Here is a 14,386-nt window from a genome sequence, read left to right as displayed (position 1 = left end):
CCGCAGGGCCGGCACCACCCGGGGACGCCGCAGGGCGGGCACGACCCGAGGGCCGTACCCGCCCTGCGGGCGGACGTGCTGCGGACGGGACCCGTGGTCCGCCGACGTCCGGCGAACCGTCGACCCGCCACCAGAGGGTCAGTCCTGGTCGGGGTCCGTCCAGTGCCCGGACTCGCGCTCGGTCCACAGCTCGGCGCGGGCCTCGGCCTTGGCGTCCATGCGCTCGGTGTACTCGCGACGCTTGTCGGACCGGGTGGGCCGCGCTGTGTCCTCGAGCCGGAGGTCGGAGCCGCGCGGGCCGCCGAGGAGCTCGGAGCCCGTGATGAGCGTGGGCTCCCAGTCGAACACGACCGCGTTCTTGTCCGAGCCGATGCGCACCTCGTCCCCTGCGACGGCGCCTGCCTTGAAGAGCTTCTCCTCGACGCCGAGTCGTGCGAGGCGGTCCGCGAGGTAGCCCACGGCCTCGTCGTTCGAGAAGTCGGTCTGGCGGACCCAGCGCTCGGGCTTGGAGCCGCGGACCTCGTAGTAGAAGCCGGTCTCTGCGCCACCCTTGCGGGTCACGGTGAAGCCTGCGTCGTCGACGGCCTTGGGCCGCAGGATCGTGCGTGCCGGCGCGGGGGCCGGGGCGTCACGGCGAGCCTGGTCGACGAGCTCGGCGAGGGCGAACGTCAGGGGGCGCAGGCCCTCGTGGCTCGCGGTCGAGATCTCGAAGACGCGCAGGCCGCGGGCCTCGAGGTCGGGGCGCACGAGCTCGGCGAGCTCGCGGGCCTCGGGCACGTCGATCTTGTTGAGCACCACGAGGCGCGGGCGCTCGTTGAGCGGGAGTCGGGCCCCTTCGATGTCGAGGTCGCCCGCGTAGGCGTCGAGCTCGGCCTCGAGCGCCTCGAGGTCGGAGATGGGGTCGCGGTCGGGCTCGAGCGTCGCGCAGTCGAGCACGTGCACGATCACGGCGGTGCGCTCGATGTGGCGCAGGAACTCGAGGCCGAGCCCCTTGCCCTGGCTCGCACCCGGGATGAGGCCGGGGACGTCGGCGACGGTGTAGCGCGAGTCGCCCGCCTGGACCACGCCCAGGTTGGGGACGAGGGTCGTGAACGGGTAGTCGGCGATCTTGGGCCGGGCCGCCGAGATCGCGGCGACGAGCGAGGACTTGCCGGCGCTCGGGAACCCGACGAGCGCGACGTCGGCGATCGACTTGACCTCGAGGACGAAGTCGGCCTCCTCGCCGGGCTCGCCGAGCAGCGCGAAGCCGGGCGCCTTGCGGCGCTGGGACGCGAGCGCGGCGTTGCCGAGGCCGCCACGGCCACCTGCGGCGGCGACGTACTCGGCGCCCTCGCCGACGAGGTCGGCCAGGACGTTGCCGTCGGTGTCCTTGATCACGGTGCCGTCGGGCACGCGCAGGACCAGGTCACCGCCGGCGGCACCCGCGCGGTGGTCACCCATGCCCTGGGTGCCGGAGGTCGCGTGGCGGTGCGGCGAGTGGTGGAACTCGAGGAGCGTCGTGGTCTGGGAGTCGACGACGATCCGCACGGTCCCACCATCACCCCCGTTGCCGCCGTCAGGGCCGGCGAGCGGCTTGAACTTCTCCCGACGGATGGAGGCGCAACCGTTGCCGCCGTCACCGCCGGAGGCGTGCAGGACGACGCGGTCGACGAACGTGGCCATGGAAATGGTCCTCTCAAGCAGGGGGGAAGAACACCAGGAGGGGCGCACCGCGTCGGTGCGCCCCTCCTGTCAAGCGTGCTGCGTCGTGGATCAGGCCTCGGCCGAGACGATGTCGACGACCTTGCGCCCGCGGCGCGTACCGAACTGGACCGCACCGGCGGTCAGGGCGAACAGCGTGTCGTCGCCACCGCGACCGACGTTGTTGCCCGGGTGGAAGTGGGTGCCGCGCTGGCGGACGATGATCTCGCCGGCGCTGACGACCTGGCCACCGAAGCGCTTCACGCCGAGGCGCTGGGCGTTGGAGTCACGACCGTTGCGCGAGGAGCTCGCGCCCTTCTTGTGTGCCATGTCGAACCTGCTTTCGTGCTGGAAGAAGAGGGGGTGGGATCACCTGCGGCGGCCCTCACGAGCCGCCGAGGGAAGTCACTTGATGCCGGTGACCTTGAGGCGGGTCAGCTGCTGACGGTGACCCTGGCGCTTGCGGTAGCCGGTCTTGTTCTTGTACTTGAGGATCGTGATCTTCGGGCCCTTTTCGTCCCGGACGACCTCAGCAGTGACCTTGACCTTCGCGAGCGCCGCAGCGTCGTGGGTCACCTTCTCCCCGTCCACCAGCAGGATCGCAGGAAGCTCGACGGACTGTCCGGCACCAGCCGACAGACGGTCGACGACGACGATATCGCCGACGGACACCTTCTCCTGGCGGCCACCGGCCTTGACGATCGCGTACACCACGTTGTTGCTCATCTCTTCTAGTCTTGGCGTGCTCGCCATGTCTGGTCGTCTTGGCAGGACTCAACACACCGTGGCGTGCGAGTGCGACCGGACCATGGGCACACGGGACCAGTGCGCACCGAGCGCACCGACGTTCAAGGGTACGGGACTCCCGGAGGCAGGGTCAAATAGCCGCCCGCCCCTCCACGGGTCAAGCCGACGCGCCCGCCGTGACCAGCCTCAGTCGAGGACGAACGTGACCTCGAGGGCGACCTGCCAGGCGACGATCTTCCCGTCCCTGACCTCGACCTTCTGCTCCTTGACCCACGCACCCGTGAGGTTACGCAGCGTCTCGCTCGCCCGCTCGATCCCGGTCTTCACCGCGTCGTCGAAGCTCACGTCGGACCGTGCACTGATCTGGGTGATGCGCGCTACCGAGCCGCTCATGACGTCCTCCGCCGTCCAGGGCGGACGCCTCGTCGCGTCCGCGCACCCCTCCACGATCCCCCGCGCGACGTCAGGACGCCAGCCCGGGCCATGCACCCGTGACGCGGCCCCTGCCGCCGTGCCGCGCGTCGCGCCGCCGGCGCGGCGCGCACCTCGCGACGTCAGCGCAGCCGTGCGGCCAGCCCCGCGACGATCACGTCGGCGCCGAAGCCGAACCGCTCGTCGAAACCGCCGGCACCCTCAGGAACGCCAGCACCCTCGGCACCGCCGGCACCACCGACCGCCTGCTCCTCGACGACGAAGCCCAGGACGAAGCTGAGCACGGTCCCCCAGGCGTGCGCGGCGTCGTCGGGCGTGAAGCCTGCCGACGTGAGGATGCCCAGCGGGACCTCGACCGCGTCGCGCAGCGCCTCGTCCGTGACGAGGGTGCCGCCGAAGACTCGCGCGCCGTCGCGGTGCGCGAGCAGCATCCGGCGCAGGTTCGCCGCGGAGTCGTGCACGCACTCCTGCCAGGGCGAACCGGCGAGGGTCGCCTCGTCCCAGGCCTCCCCGTCGACGAGGTCGCGCAGCATCGTGGCAGCCATCTCGTGGAGCAGGTCGGCCTTGCTCGCGAAGTGCCAGTAGAGCGCGGGGGCCTTGACGCCGAGGTCCTGGGCGAGCCTGCGCAGGGTCAGGCCGTCGAGCCCGACCTCGTCGAGCAGCGCGAGCGCCGCGCGCACGACGCGCTCCCGGTCCAGCCGCTCGGCCATCGGCCGTCCTCCTCGGATCGTCGGCGGCCACGGGTCGGCCGCACGCCCTCACCTTGACACCTTAACGGTGTTCAGCAACTCTAACGTTGTTAGATTGAACAACGTTAAGGAGAGTTCGGTGCGCATCCTGCTCGTGATCGACCATCCCTACGAAGGCAGCTACAGCCGGGCCCTCGCCGCCGCGGCGGTCCGCGGCGCGACCAGCGCGGGACACGACGTCGACGTGATCGACCTCGACCTCGACGACTTCGACCCCGTAGTACGGCGCGCGGACCTGGGCGCGTGGCGCGAGGGGCGGACCGTCGACCCGCGGGCCGCGGAGTACCAGGACCGCCTGGCCGCCGCCGACCACCTCGTCCTCGTCCACCCCGTCTGGTGGGAGGTCATGCCCGCACGCCTCAAGGGGTTCTTCGACAAGGTCCTCGTCCCGGGCTTCGCGTACACCGAGAGCCGCGTCGGAACGCTCCAGGGGCTGCTCGGCCTGTCGGGCGTCACGCTCGTGACGACCATGACGACCCCGGGCCCGCTCTACCGGCTCTGGTTCGGCGCCCCGGTGCACCGCGTCGTGGCCCGCGGGGTCTTCGGCCAGCTCGGCGTGCCACGGGTCCGCTGGGTCAACCACGCCCGCGTCGCCGAGGTCTCCCCCGTCCGGCGCGCACGGTGGCTGGCCGCGCTCGAGCGCCGGTTCGCGCGCCTCCCCGAGCCCACGGGCCGGGCGCGCGAGCGCGCGGCCCGCCGGACCGCCGCACGATCAGGGGCCGGGCACGGGCCCGCGCTCGGGACCACCAGGAACGAGCCGGCCACGCGGCCGGCCGCCTGACGACCCTTCGACGCCCCGGCACGACGAAGGACCCCGGCCGAGGCCGGGGTCCTTCGGTGGTACGAGCGGTCGACGCGTCAGGCGTTCGCCTGACCGTTCGACTCCGCGGCCGAGGCCTGGGCGATCTGCGCACGGACGTCGTCCATGTCGAGGCCCTTGACGGCCTCGACGACCTGCTCGAGAGCCGGGGCGGGGAGCGCGCCGGGCTGCGAGAACACGAGGACGCCCTCGCGGAACGCCATGAGCGTCGGGATCGAGGTGATGTTCGCGGCGGCGGCGAGCGACTGCTCGGCCTCGGTGTCGATCTTGCCGTGCACGACGTCGGGGTGGGTCTCCGAGGACGCCTCGAACACCGGGGCGAACTGGCGGCACGGTCCGCACCACGACGCCCAGAAGTCGACCAGGACGATGTCGTTGTCCTTGATGGTCTGCTCGAACGTGGCGCCGGTGAGTTCCTGGGTTGCCATGAAGGTCCTTCCTGAGGGGTTCACCAGGTGCAGCAACGGGTTCCCGGGAGGTATTCCCGGCCCGCGGGCGAACATACGCCGGGTCACACGTGCTCGCCCGTCGGGGCCCCCGGGGCCGCGAGCTCCCCCGACCTCCACCACGGTGACCCAGGTCACGTCTAGGCTGTGGCGCGTGGAACGCCTCAGGCCGCGCACGATCGCGGGATACGCCATCGGTTCGGTCGGCACGGGTGGGTTCGGGACCCTGCCCGGACTCATGCTCCTGTACTACCTGACGGACGCGCTCGCGGTCCCGGCAGCGGTCGCGGGACTGGTCGTCACGGGCGCCAAGGTCTGGGACGTCGTGATCGACCCGTTCATCGGGTACGGCAGCGACCGCGACCTGGCCCGCACCGGCTCGCGGCGACGCTTCATGACGGTCGGCGCGTGCACGATCCCCGTGTTCTTCGCGCTGACCTTCGCCGTGCCCGGCGGTGCGTCGACGGTCGCGGCCTCGATCTGGGTGCTCGTGGCCTTCCTGCTCGCGGCCACGGCGTTCTCGCTGTTCCAGGTGCCGTACATCGCGCTGCCCGCCGAGATCGCACCGACGTACGACGAGCGCACACGCCTCATCAGCTGGCGGGTCGCGACGCTCGCGTTCGCGATCCTGCTGTTCGGCGCCGGCGGTCCCGTGCTGCGCGGCGAGACGAGCTCGCTGTCGGGCTACCTCACGCTGGGCGTGGTCGCGGGGCTGGTCATCGGGGCGGGCATGCTCGTCGCGTCCCGGGTGGCCCCGCGCGGCGCCCGGGCAGCCGGCCCGACGGCGTCGCTCCCCCCGGGCGCGCAGGCCGCGGCACCGCACGCAGCCACCTCGGCCACGAGCGCCTTCCGCATCGCGGTCTCGGAGGCCGTCGCGACGCTGCGTCGCAGCCAGCCCTTCCGCGTCCTGCTCACCGCGTTCTTCCTCCAGGCCCTCGCGACGGGCCTCATGCTCGCGGCCGCGAACTACGTCGCGACCTACGTCCTCGAGTCGGACCTCGCGGTGAGCCTGCTGTTCGCGGCGCTCATCGCGCCTGCCCTGCTCGTCATGCCGCTCTGGAACCGGCTCGCGCGCCGGGTCGGCAAGGAGCGCAGCTTCGTCCTCGCGAGCTCGCTGTTCGCGGTCGCGACGCTCTGCATGGTGCCGCTCGCGTGGGCACCCGGTGCCTGGGTGTACCTGCCGACCGCGCTCGCAGGCGTCGGGTATGCGGGCATGCAGGCGCTCCCCCTCGCGATGCTGCCGGACGTGATCGCGCACGACGCCCGCACGGTGCCCTCGACGGTCCCGGGCGCGTCGGACCGTGGCGGGGCGTTCAGCGGCGTGTGGACAGCGGGCGAGACGACGGGCATGGCGTTCGGCGCCGGGCTGCTCAGCCTCGTGCAGTGGGTCACGGGCTACCAGTCGTCGAGCGCCGGCTTCACGCCCGAGCAGTCCGCGGCGGCGGTCGACGGTATCGCGCTCTCGTTCTCGCTCGTCCCGGCGGTCCTGGTCGCGCTGAGCCTCCTGGCCCTCGTACGCTATCGACTGCGCAGGGGCGACATCGACGTGCCCACCGAGGAGTCCGCCGCGCATGAGCGCCCTTGACGACACCCCCCTGCCCGCCCCGCCCGTCCTGCGGACCGAGGGCATCCTCGACCGCCTCGCAGCGCTGCGTGCGGCCGACGCCCCGACGCACGGGGGCCGTGTGCTCTCGTACGTCTACGACCCGGACCTGGCCGAGCTCGACACCCTCGCCGGGGACGCGATCCGCGCGGTCCAGCCGCTCAACGCCCTGGACCCCACGACGTTCTCGTCGGTCGCGGTCATGGAGCGCGAGCTCGTGGCCTTCGCGCGCGACATGCTCCACGGGACGGGCGCGCAGGACGCGAGCGGTGTCGTCGGGACGGTGACGTCCGGCGGGACCGAGAGCTGCCTGCTCGCCGTCAAGACGGCCCGTGACGCGTTCCTCGCGGCGCAGCCGGCGCAGGCCGACGGTGCCCGGCGCACGCTCGCGACGCTCGGCTTCGCACCCAAGGTCGTGGCGCCGAGCACGGTCCACGCCGCGTTCCACAAGGCCGCGGCCTACCTGGGGCTCGACCTCGTGCTCGTCCCCGTGGACCCGGCGACGTGCCGAGCGGTCCCGGCCGACATGGCCGCCGCGATCGGCGACGGGAGCGACGTCGCGCTCGTCGTCGTCTCGGCGCCGTCCTACCCGCACGGGGTCGTGGACCCGGTCGAGGAGGTCGCGGCGTCCGCGAGCGCCCTGGGCGTCCCGGTCCACGTCGACGCGTGCGTGGGCGGGTGGGTCCTGCCCTTCTGGCCCGACGACGCCGCGCCGGTCCCGCCCTTCGACTTCCGCGTGCCCGGGGTCACCTCGATCTCGGCCGACGTGCACAAGTACGGCTACGCCCCCAAGGGAGCCTCGGTCCTGCTCACGCGCGACCGCGACCGGCAGCGCCACCAGCTGTTCGCGACGACGCGCTGGCCGGGCTACCCGGTCGTGAACTCGACGATCATGGGCTCGAAGTCGGCGGGGCCGCTCGCCGCTGCCTGGGCCGTGACGCAGGCGCTCGGCGTGCCCGGCTACCGGGCCGTCACGGCCCGGTGCGCCGCCGCGACGGGCGCGCTGCGCGAGGTGCTCGACTCGATCGAGGGCCTGCGCGTGGTCGGCGAGCCCGTGGGGCCGCTCGTGGCGGTCGCGACCGACGAGTCGGCGCCCGCGGGCCGGCGGATCGACCCGCACGTGTGGTCGGATGCGGTGCGTGCGAGCGGGTTCGTGCTCCAGCCGCAGCCCGGCTGGACCCAGCCCGACGGCTCGCGCCTGCCGCACACGACGCACCTCACCGTGACCCCCGTGACCGCGGGCGTGGTCGACGAGCTGGGTGCCGCGCTGCTCACCGCTGCGGACGCCGTCCGCGGGGTTCCCCGCCCCGATCCCCGGGAGGTCCTGGGGGCGCTCGTCGCGACGCTCGCGCCCGGGGCAGCCGCGAGCGAGGTGCTCGCGGCCCTGGGCGCGCTCGACTCGCGCGCGGCGTGGGAGCTCGTGCAGGCCGCCGTGCTCGGTGGCTCCGACCCGCGGGGCGGCGACGCCCCCGAGCCGGGCACGGGGCCCATGGCACCGCTCCTGGCCCTGGTCGAGGCGTTGCCCGCCCCCGTGGGCGAGCGCCTGCTGGTCGAGCTGATCGCGCGGCTCGCGGAGCCCGTGGGACCGCCGGTCGACGCGCGGGCAGTGGCGCCCGGGGGCTCCTGAGCCCCGACCGGCGGGTGGGGTCCGGGTCCGTGCGGCCACCGTTGCCCCGGACCCGGCCCCGCCCACCGGCTTCAGCGCGAGAGCCCGTCCCGGGTGGTAGAACAGTCAGGTGACGGACACCGCCGACTTCCCGCCCGACGACTTCTCCCGCGAGATCCCCCAGCCCGCCGGGTGGCTGAGCGCGGAGGACCTCGCGGCCGCGCGCTCCCACCTGCCCCTCGTCTACGTCGACGCGATCCCGGTCCGGGTCGACGACTCGGGCGACGTGGTCGCGGTCGGGCTGCTGCTGCGCGTGACCCCCGAGGGGCAGATGACCCGGGCCCTCGTCTCGGGGCGCGTGATGTACCACGAGCGGATCCGCGACGCGCTGCTGCGGCACATCGAGAAGGACCTGGGACCCGTGGCCCTGCCCCACGTCCCGGCGTCCCCGCAGCCCTTCACGGTCGCCGAGTACCTGCCGACGCCCGGTATCACGGGGTACCACGACCCCCGCCAGCACGCTGTCTCGCTCGCGTACGTCGTCCCGGTCTCTGGCGACTGCCAGCCGCAGCAGCAGGCGCTCGAGCTCGCCTGGCTCACGCCCGAGCAGGCGTGCAGCGACCAGGTGCAGCTCGAGATGCACGGCGGGCAGGGCACGCTCCTGCGTCAGGCCATGGCGTACGTCGGCCGCCTCTCGTGACCTCGGCACCGGTGACGTCGTCGTCGGGCGGCGGCGTGGGCGACCGGCTGCGCGGACGGACGGCCGCCCGCTGGTGGCACGGCGTGGTCGCGGCGATGTCGCTCACCGGTGTCGTGTGGGAGCTCTTCGCGACGTTCGGCCGCGGACCGGCGGACGGCGACTCGATCACGACGACGGTCGTGCACTTCTTCAGCTACTTCACGATCCTGTCGAACATCCTGGTCGGGGTCACGTGCGTGCTGCTTCTCGTGGACCCCCTGCGGGACGGCCGCCTCTTCCGGGTCGCCCGGCTCGACGCGCTGCTGTGCATCGCCGTGACCGGCATCGTCTACAACACCGTCCTCGCGGGCCTCCAGGAGCTGAGCGTCGCGGGCCTCGTCACGAACCTCTTCATGCACCAGGCCGGGCCGCTGCTCGCGGTCGTCGGGTGGCTCGTCGTGGGGCCGCGCCCACGCATCGACACCGCGACGATCTGGTGGTCGGTCGCCGCGCCGCTCGCGTGGATCGTCTACATCTTCGTGCAGGGCGCGTTCTCGCGCTGGTACCCGTACCCCTTCATGGACGCGACCGAGATCGGGTACCCGCAGGCGCTGCTCAACACGGGCGTCGTGGCCGTCGTGTTCCTGCTGCTCGCGGCAGGGCTCGGCTGGGTCGACCGGCACCTGAGGCCCGCGCCGTCGCCCGAGGCCGTGGGGCGCTGACGGCGACCCGGACGACCCCGCTGGCGCGCGGACGTCGCGCGCGTCCCGCCACGTCACCCTGCCGCAGCGGTAGCGTGACGCCATGTCGAAGACCTCCAAGAAGTCGAGCATGACGAAGCAGTCGAAGAAGTCGAGGAAGCAGGAGCACCGCTCGCTGCCCCGCGAGGTCTACGAGGCCGAGCTGTTCCGGCTCCAGGCGGAGCTCGTCAGGCTCCAGCAGTGGACCCAGGCCACCGGAGCACGGGTCGTCGTGATCTTCGAGGGGCGCGACGCGGCCGGCAAGGGCGGCGTGATCAAGCGCATCACGCAGTACCTCAGCCCCCGCGTCGTGCGCATCGCGGCCCTGCCGACGCCGACCGAGCGCGAACGCTCCGAGTGGTACTACCAGCGCTACATCGCGCACCTGCCCGCGGCGGGCGAGATCGTGCTGTTCGACCGCTCCTGGTACAACCGGGCCGGCGTCGAGAAGGTCATGGGCTTCTGCACCCCGCAGGAGTACGACCGCTTCATGGAGCAGACCCCCGTCTTCGAGCAGATGCTCATCGACGACGGGATCATCCTGCGCAAGTACTGGTTCTCGGTCTCGGACGGCGAGCAGCTCAAGCGCTTCCGGTCCCGGCTCTCGGACCCCGTGCGCCAGTGGAAGCTGAGCCCCATGGACCTCGAGTCGATCCACCGCTGGGAGGACTACTCACGGGCCAAGGACGAGATGATGGCGCACACCGACCTGCCCGAGAGCCCGTGGTTCGTGGTCGAGTCCGACTCCAAGAAGAACGCCCGGCTCAACATGATCTCGCACCTGCTCTCGACGATCCCCTACGTCGACGTGCCGCACGACAAGGTCGTCCTGCCCGAGCGCCCACCGGCGTCGGGCGACTACGTGCGTCCTCCGCGCGAGCTCGCGAACTACGTCCCGGACCACGTGGCCCAGCTCCTGGGCGACCCCGAGAACGGGTTCTGAGACGCTCCGGGCCGAGAGCGGCCTAGAGCTCGAGCGTCGGCCAGTCCGCGAAGTCCTCGCGCATCCTGCGGTCGTGCGTCGCGACGACCACGGCCGCAGGCGTGACGCGCAGCGCCTGGGTGAGCTCGTCGACCAGGTCGATCGAGAGGTGGTTGGTCGGCTCGTCGAGCAGCAGGACGTGCGGCACGGCCAGCAGCGCACGGGCCAGGTCGAAGCGGCGGCGCTGCCCCGCGGACAGCTCGCGCAGCGGCCGGTCCAGATCCTCCTCGCTGAGCAGCCCCAGGAACGCGACGGGCACCAGGTAGTCCGGGTCGAGCGTACCCGCCGAGAGCAGGTCGAGCGCCTCCTGCGCGTACTCCTCGAAGCCCGTGCGCTCCTCGGCGCCCGGCGGCAGCGCGGGTCCCTCCTGCGCGACGATCCCGACCCGCACGCCGTCGGCGACGGTCCTGGTCCCCCGGTCGAGGTCGACGGCGCCCGCAAGCGCCGCCAGCAGGGTCGACTTGCCCGACCCGTTCGGTCCGGTGATCAGCAGCCGACCCGACGGCGGGATCGCGATGCGCGTGCCCGGCAGGTCGAGCCTCGCCCCGGAGCGTGACGCACCGGCGGTCGCTCCGCCGTCGGGCAGGTCTCCGGGCGCGGCGCCCTGGACGCGCGGCGTGGAGTCCACGCGCGGGCTGCGGACCTCGAGCAGCGGGGTCTCGGGCGACCAGCCGGGCGACATGGCCAGCAGGTCCGGGAAGCGCAGCTCGAGCGGCGGGACCGGGACCTCGACGGCCTCGGCCTCGAGCTTCTGCACGAGGCGGTCCGCCGCCTTGACGTGGATGCGCGCGTGCGTCGCGCGCCGGTGCTTCTGGCTGCCCTTGGCGGGACGCCACTCGTCGGACAGGCCCTCGTAGGAGGCGTCGAGCCGCTCGGCGAGCTTCTCGGCGCGCTTGCGCTCGGCCCGGTAGCGCTGGCGCCACCGGTGCAGGGCCTGGTTCTTGGCGAAGCGGTAGGCGAGGTAGCCCGGCTGCCCGTACAGCACGGGCTTGCCGTCCATCGCGGGGTCGAGGTCGAGGATCTCGGTCGCGACGTCGTCGAGCAGCTGGCGGTCGTGCGTGACCATGACGATCCCGCCGCCCCACGCCACGATCTCGCCCGTGAGGAAGTCGATGCCGCTCGTGTCGAGGTGGTTGGTCGGCTCGTCGAGCAGGAGCAGGTCGCTGCGCTCGGCCAGGCGGCACGCGAGGCGCACGCGGTAGCGCTCCCCCACGGAGAGCGTCGAGAGCTCACGCCGCGGGTCGCGGCACGCCCCCAGCCGCGACAGCGCGACCTCGACGCGACGGTCCGCGTCCCACACCGCCAGGTGCTCGGCCCGGGCCAGGACGTCGGACAGCTCGGCGAGGTTGCCGTGCTCGTGGTCGAAGTCGCGCGTCACGGCGTCGAGCTCGGCCCCCACGGCACGCACCGTCGCGAGGCTGTCGTGGATCAGGTCACCGACGGTCTGCCCGGGCAGCGGGACGAGCTCCTGCTCGACGACGGCGAGCGAGCCCTGGCGGCGCACCTCGCCCCCGCTCGGGGCCAGGGGCCCGGCCAGGACCCCCAGGAGCGTCGACTTGCCCGTGCCGTTCTCCCCCACGACACCGAGCCGCGTACCGGCGCCCACGCGCAGCGAGACACCCGAGAGGACGGGGCGTCCGGGGTAGGAGAAGGAGAGGTCGTCGACAGCCAGGTGCACGGGTCAACCCTAGAGGGAGCCGACGGGCGGGCGCGCCCTTCCGTCCCGTCCGGCCCTGTCCGGCCCCCGTCCGGCCCGTGGACGGCGCCTGTGCGCCAGCCGGCGGGCGCACGTGCCGGGTCTCCCTCCGGTAGCGTCGTGGCCATGACGCCGACGCCTTCGACCGCCCCTGCCACGTCCCGTCCCGCCGTCCGGACGGGCGCCGTCGCCCTGGCCGTCGTGCTCGACGTCGTCGCGGTCCTCGCGTTCGCGGCCGGCGGTCGGGCGACGCACTCCGCGGACAGCCCGCTGACCGCCGTCCTGACGATCGCGTGGCCGTTCCTCGTGGGGCTGGCCGTCGGATGGGTCGTGCTGCGCGCGTGGCGCCGCCCGCTCGCGGCCTGGCCGACCGGGCTGGTCCTGTGGGTCACGACGTGGGTCGTGGGGATGGCGCTGCGCGCCGCCACGGGCGAGGGACTCGCGACGGCATTCCTCGTGGTGTCGGCGGCGTTCCTGCTCGCGACCCTCGTGGGGTGGCGGCTCGTCGCGCTCCTGGTGGTCGCGGTCCGCGGGCGCGCGTAGGCCCGCACGTCAAAGGACCTGAGCGGGTCGGCAGTGCGTCCTCGGCTCGATCCCCTGAGCCCCCCTGGTGCCGAGAACGAGGTGGGGGTCGTTCTGCCCGCTCTGGCGACCGCAACATCGTGGTCGAGCGCACGGAACGTCGTTCTCGACGTACGGCCCGGCACGGGCCCCACCTGCGATCAGGCGGAACCCGGCCGGGGGCCTCTCAGGCGAGCGGCTGGACCTGGGGTTCGTCGATCGCGACGCCCGTGAGCACCGCGACGACCAGCGGTGCGAGCGCACGGAACGCCTGGCCGCGGTGGCTGATCGCGTTCTTCTCCTCGGCCGACAGCTCGGCCGCGGACCGGGTCTCGCCATCGGGCAGGAGGATCGGGTCGTAGCCGAAGCCGCCCGCGCCACGCGGGGCGCTCAGCAGCGTGCCGCGCATCTCGCCCGTGCGCACCCACTCTCCCCCGTCGGGCGTCACGAGCGCGGCCGCGCACACGAACCCTGCCGCGCGGTGCTCCGCAGGGACGTCGCCGAGCTGCGCGAGCAGCAGGTCGAGGTTCGCCTGGTCGTTCCCGTGCCGGCCGGACCAGCGCGCCGAGAAGATGCCTGGCGCACCGCCCAGGACGTCGACCGCGAGGCCGGAGTCGTCGGCCACGGCCGGCAGACCGGTCGCCGCGGCGAGAGCGCGGGCCTTGATGAGCGCGTTCTCGGCGAAGGTCACACCGTCCTCGACGGGCTCCGGGGCGCCGACCTCGCGCGCCGAGACCACGGCCTCCGCGGGCAGGTCCAGGCCGGGCTGCGCCGCGAGGATCGCCCGAAGCTCACCGAGCTTGCCGACGTTGTGGGTCGCCAGGACGAGCCGGGCACCCGTGGGGACGCTCACGCCGGACTCAGCGCTCACCGCGACGCCTCGTCGAGCGCGAGCTGCTGGATGATCGCGAGCTCGGACGTGCCGCGCAGGGCGAGGTCCAGCAGCACGTCGAGCTCGGTGCGGTTGAACGGCGCGTGCTCGGCCGTGCCCTGCACCTCGACGAAGTCGCCCGAACCCGTGACCACGACGTTCATGTCGGTGTCCGCGCGCACGTCCTCGACGTAGGGCAGGTCGAGCATGGGGGTGCCGTCGATGATGCCGACGCTCACCGCCGAGACCGAGTCCGTGAGGACCTTCTTGCCGCCCTTGATCGCCCCGTGCTTCTTGCCCCAGGTCACGGCGTCCGCGAGCGCGACGTACGCGCCCGTGATCGCCGCGGTGCGCGTACCGCCGTCGGCCTGCAGGACGTCGCAGTCGAGCACGATCGTGTTCTCACCGAGCGCCGAGACGTCGATGACCGCGCGCAGCGAGCGCCCGATGAGGCGTGAGATCTCGTGCGTGCGCCCACCGATGCGCCCCTTGACGGACTCCCGGTCGCTGCGCGTGCTGGTCGCGCGCGGCAGCATCGAGTACTCGGCCGTGACCCAGCCCTGCCCCGAGCCCTTGCGCCAGCGCGGCACGCCCTCGGTGAACGAGGCCGCGCACAGCACGCGCGTGCGCCCGAACTCGACGAGCACGCTGCCCTCGGCGGCGTCGAGCCAGTTCCGGGTGATCGTGACGGGACGGAGCTCGTCGGGCGTGCGGCCGTCCGCACGGACGGTCTGGGAGGTGGAGGCTGAAGTCATGGAGCCAGCCTATCGGGGC

Annotated in this window: 16 protein-coding genes; 7 read left to right on the top strand and 9 right to left on the bottom strand. The window is 73.1% G+C overall.

Annotation, left to right across the window (positions count from 1 at the left end; all coding sequences use genetic code 11):
• Positions 1-138: 138 nt before the first annotated feature.
• From obgE to ACFVQ3_RS00780, 5 genes are all read right to left on the bottom strand, one after another.
• Positions 139-1,662 carry a GTPase ObgE gene (gene obgE, locus ACFVQ3_RS00800; protein WP_387633908.1) on the bottom strand — a complete coding sequence of 508 codons (1,524 nt, stop codon included), beginning with the start codon at positions 1,660-1,662 and terminating at the stop codon, positions 139-141.
• 90 nt (positions 1,663-1,752) lie between these two features.
• Entirely contained in the window at positions 1,753-2,010 is a 258-nt protein-coding gene (gene rpmA, locus ACFVQ3_RS00795) for a 50S ribosomal protein L27 (RefSeq protein WP_030151568.1), read from the bottom strand.
• 75 nt (positions 2,011-2,085) lie between these two features.
• Positions 2,086-2,394, bottom strand: a complete 309-nt coding sequence (rplU, locus tag ACFVQ3_RS00790) for a 50S ribosomal protein L21 (RefSeq protein WP_191789147.1) — start codon at positions 2,392-2,394, stop codon at positions 2,086-2,088.
• Positions 2,395-2,613: 219 nt separating this feature from the next.
• Positions 2,614-2,820 (bottom strand): dodecin family protein, encoded by a 207-nt coding sequence (locus tag ACFVQ3_RS00785; RefSeq protein WP_056651409.1) that lies wholly within the window; start codon positions 2,818-2,820, stop codon positions 2,614-2,616.
• 161 nt (positions 2,821-2,981) lie between these two features.
• Positions 2,982-3,569, bottom strand: coding sequence for a TetR/AcrR family transcriptional regulator C-terminal domain-containing protein (locus ACFVQ3_RS00780; protein WP_387633906.1), 588 nt, complete (start codon positions 3,567-3,569; stop codon positions 2,982-2,984).
• A 67-nt stretch (positions 3,570-3,636) separates the two neighbouring features.
• On the opposite strand from ACFVQ3_RS00780, the gene ACFVQ3_RS00775 reads away from it, so the two are divergent.
• On the top strand, positions 3,637-4,389 hold the full coding sequence (locus ACFVQ3_RS00775; RefSeq protein WP_387633904.1) for an NAD(P)H-dependent oxidoreductase: 753 nt from the start codon (positions 3,637-3,639) through the stop codon (positions 4,387-4,389).
• Between the two features lie 77 nt (positions 4,390-4,466).
• Here the strand turns inward: ACFVQ3_RS00775 and trxA are convergent, their stop codons facing one another.
• Positions 4,467-4,856 (bottom strand): thioredoxin, encoded by a 390-nt coding sequence (gene trxA, locus ACFVQ3_RS00770; RefSeq protein WP_336706310.1) that lies wholly within the window; start codon positions 4,854-4,856, stop codon positions 4,467-4,469.
• 172 nt (positions 4,857-5,028) lie between these two features.
• Here trxA and ACFVQ3_RS00765 point away from each other — a divergent pair, with 172 nt between their 5' ends.
• From ACFVQ3_RS00765 to ppk2, 5 genes are all read left to right on the top strand, one after another.
• On the top strand, positions 5,029-6,459 hold the full coding sequence (locus ACFVQ3_RS00765) for an MFS transporter (protein ID WP_387633902.1): 1,431 nt from the start codon (positions 5,029-5,031) through the stop codon (positions 6,457-6,459).
• Positions 6,446-8,104 carry a pyridoxal-dependent decarboxylase gene (locus tag ACFVQ3_RS00760; RefSeq protein WP_387633900.1) on the top strand — a complete coding sequence of 553 codons (1,659 nt, stop codon included), beginning with the start codon at positions 6,446-6,448 and terminating at the stop codon, positions 8,102-8,104. Before ACFVQ3_RS00765 ends, ACFVQ3_RS00760 begins: the two co-directional genes overlap by 14 nt.
• 109 nt (positions 8,105-8,213) lie before the next feature.
• Positions 8,214-8,783, top strand: a complete 570-nt coding sequence (locus tag ACFVQ3_RS00755) for an NUDIX hydrolase family protein (RefSeq protein ID WP_030151560.1) — start codon at positions 8,214-8,216, stop codon at positions 8,781-8,783.
• Positions 8,780-9,484, top strand: a complete 705-nt coding sequence (locus ACFVQ3_RS00750; RefSeq protein ID WP_387633897.1) for a Pr6Pr family membrane protein — start codon at positions 8,780-8,782, stop codon at positions 9,482-9,484. The genes ACFVQ3_RS00755 and ACFVQ3_RS00750 overlap by 4 nt, the downstream gene beginning before the upstream one ends.
• A 109-nt stretch (positions 9,485-9,593) precedes the next feature.
• Positions 9,594-10,445, top strand: coding sequence for a polyphosphate kinase 2 (gene ppk2, locus ACFVQ3_RS00745; protein WP_387634140.1), 852 nt, complete (start codon positions 9,594-9,596; stop codon positions 10,443-10,445).
• Positions 10,446-10,467: 22 nt separating this feature from the next.
• Here ppk2 and ACFVQ3_RS00740 read toward each other — a convergent pair whose 3' ends face one another.
• On the bottom strand, positions 10,468-12,162 hold the full coding sequence (locus ACFVQ3_RS00740; RefSeq protein ID WP_387633895.1) for an ABC-F family ATP-binding cassette domain-containing protein: 1,695 nt from the start codon (positions 12,160-12,162) through the stop codon (positions 10,468-10,470).
• Between the two features lie 144 nt (positions 12,163-12,306).
• Between ACFVQ3_RS00740 and ACFVQ3_RS00735 the strand changes: the two genes are divergently transcribed.
• On the top strand, positions 12,307-12,723 hold the full coding sequence (locus ACFVQ3_RS00735; protein WP_387633893.1) for a DUF3054 domain-containing protein: 417 nt from the start codon (positions 12,307-12,309) through the stop codon (positions 12,721-12,723).
• A 205-nt stretch (positions 12,724-12,928) separates the two neighbouring features.
• Here ACFVQ3_RS00735 and rdgB read toward each other — a convergent pair whose 3' ends face one another.
• Positions 12,929-13,594 (bottom strand): RdgB/HAM1 family non-canonical purine NTP pyrophosphatase, encoded by a 666-nt coding sequence (gene rdgB / locus ACFVQ3_RS00730; RefSeq protein WP_387634138.1) that lies wholly within the window; start codon positions 13,592-13,594, stop codon positions 12,929-12,931.
• Between the two features lie 14 nt (positions 13,595-13,608).
• The gene (gene rph, locus ACFVQ3_RS00725; RefSeq protein ID WP_191788891.1) at positions 13,609-14,367 is read right to left on the bottom strand and encodes a ribonuclease PH; all 759 of its coding nucleotides are present in this window, start codon (positions 14,365-14,367) and stop codon (positions 13,609-13,611) included.
• Positions 14,368-14,386 lie beyond the last annotated feature (19 nt).

It is taken from the genome of Oerskovia sp. NPDC057915, assembly GCF_042887685.1.
In the GTDB taxonomy this organism is placed as follows: Bacteria; Actinomycetota; Actinomycetes; order Actinomycetales; family Cellulomonadaceae; genus Oerskovia.
Note: the sequence above shows the minus strand (reverse complement) of the source record. Positions and strands in the feature narration are given on the sequence as shown.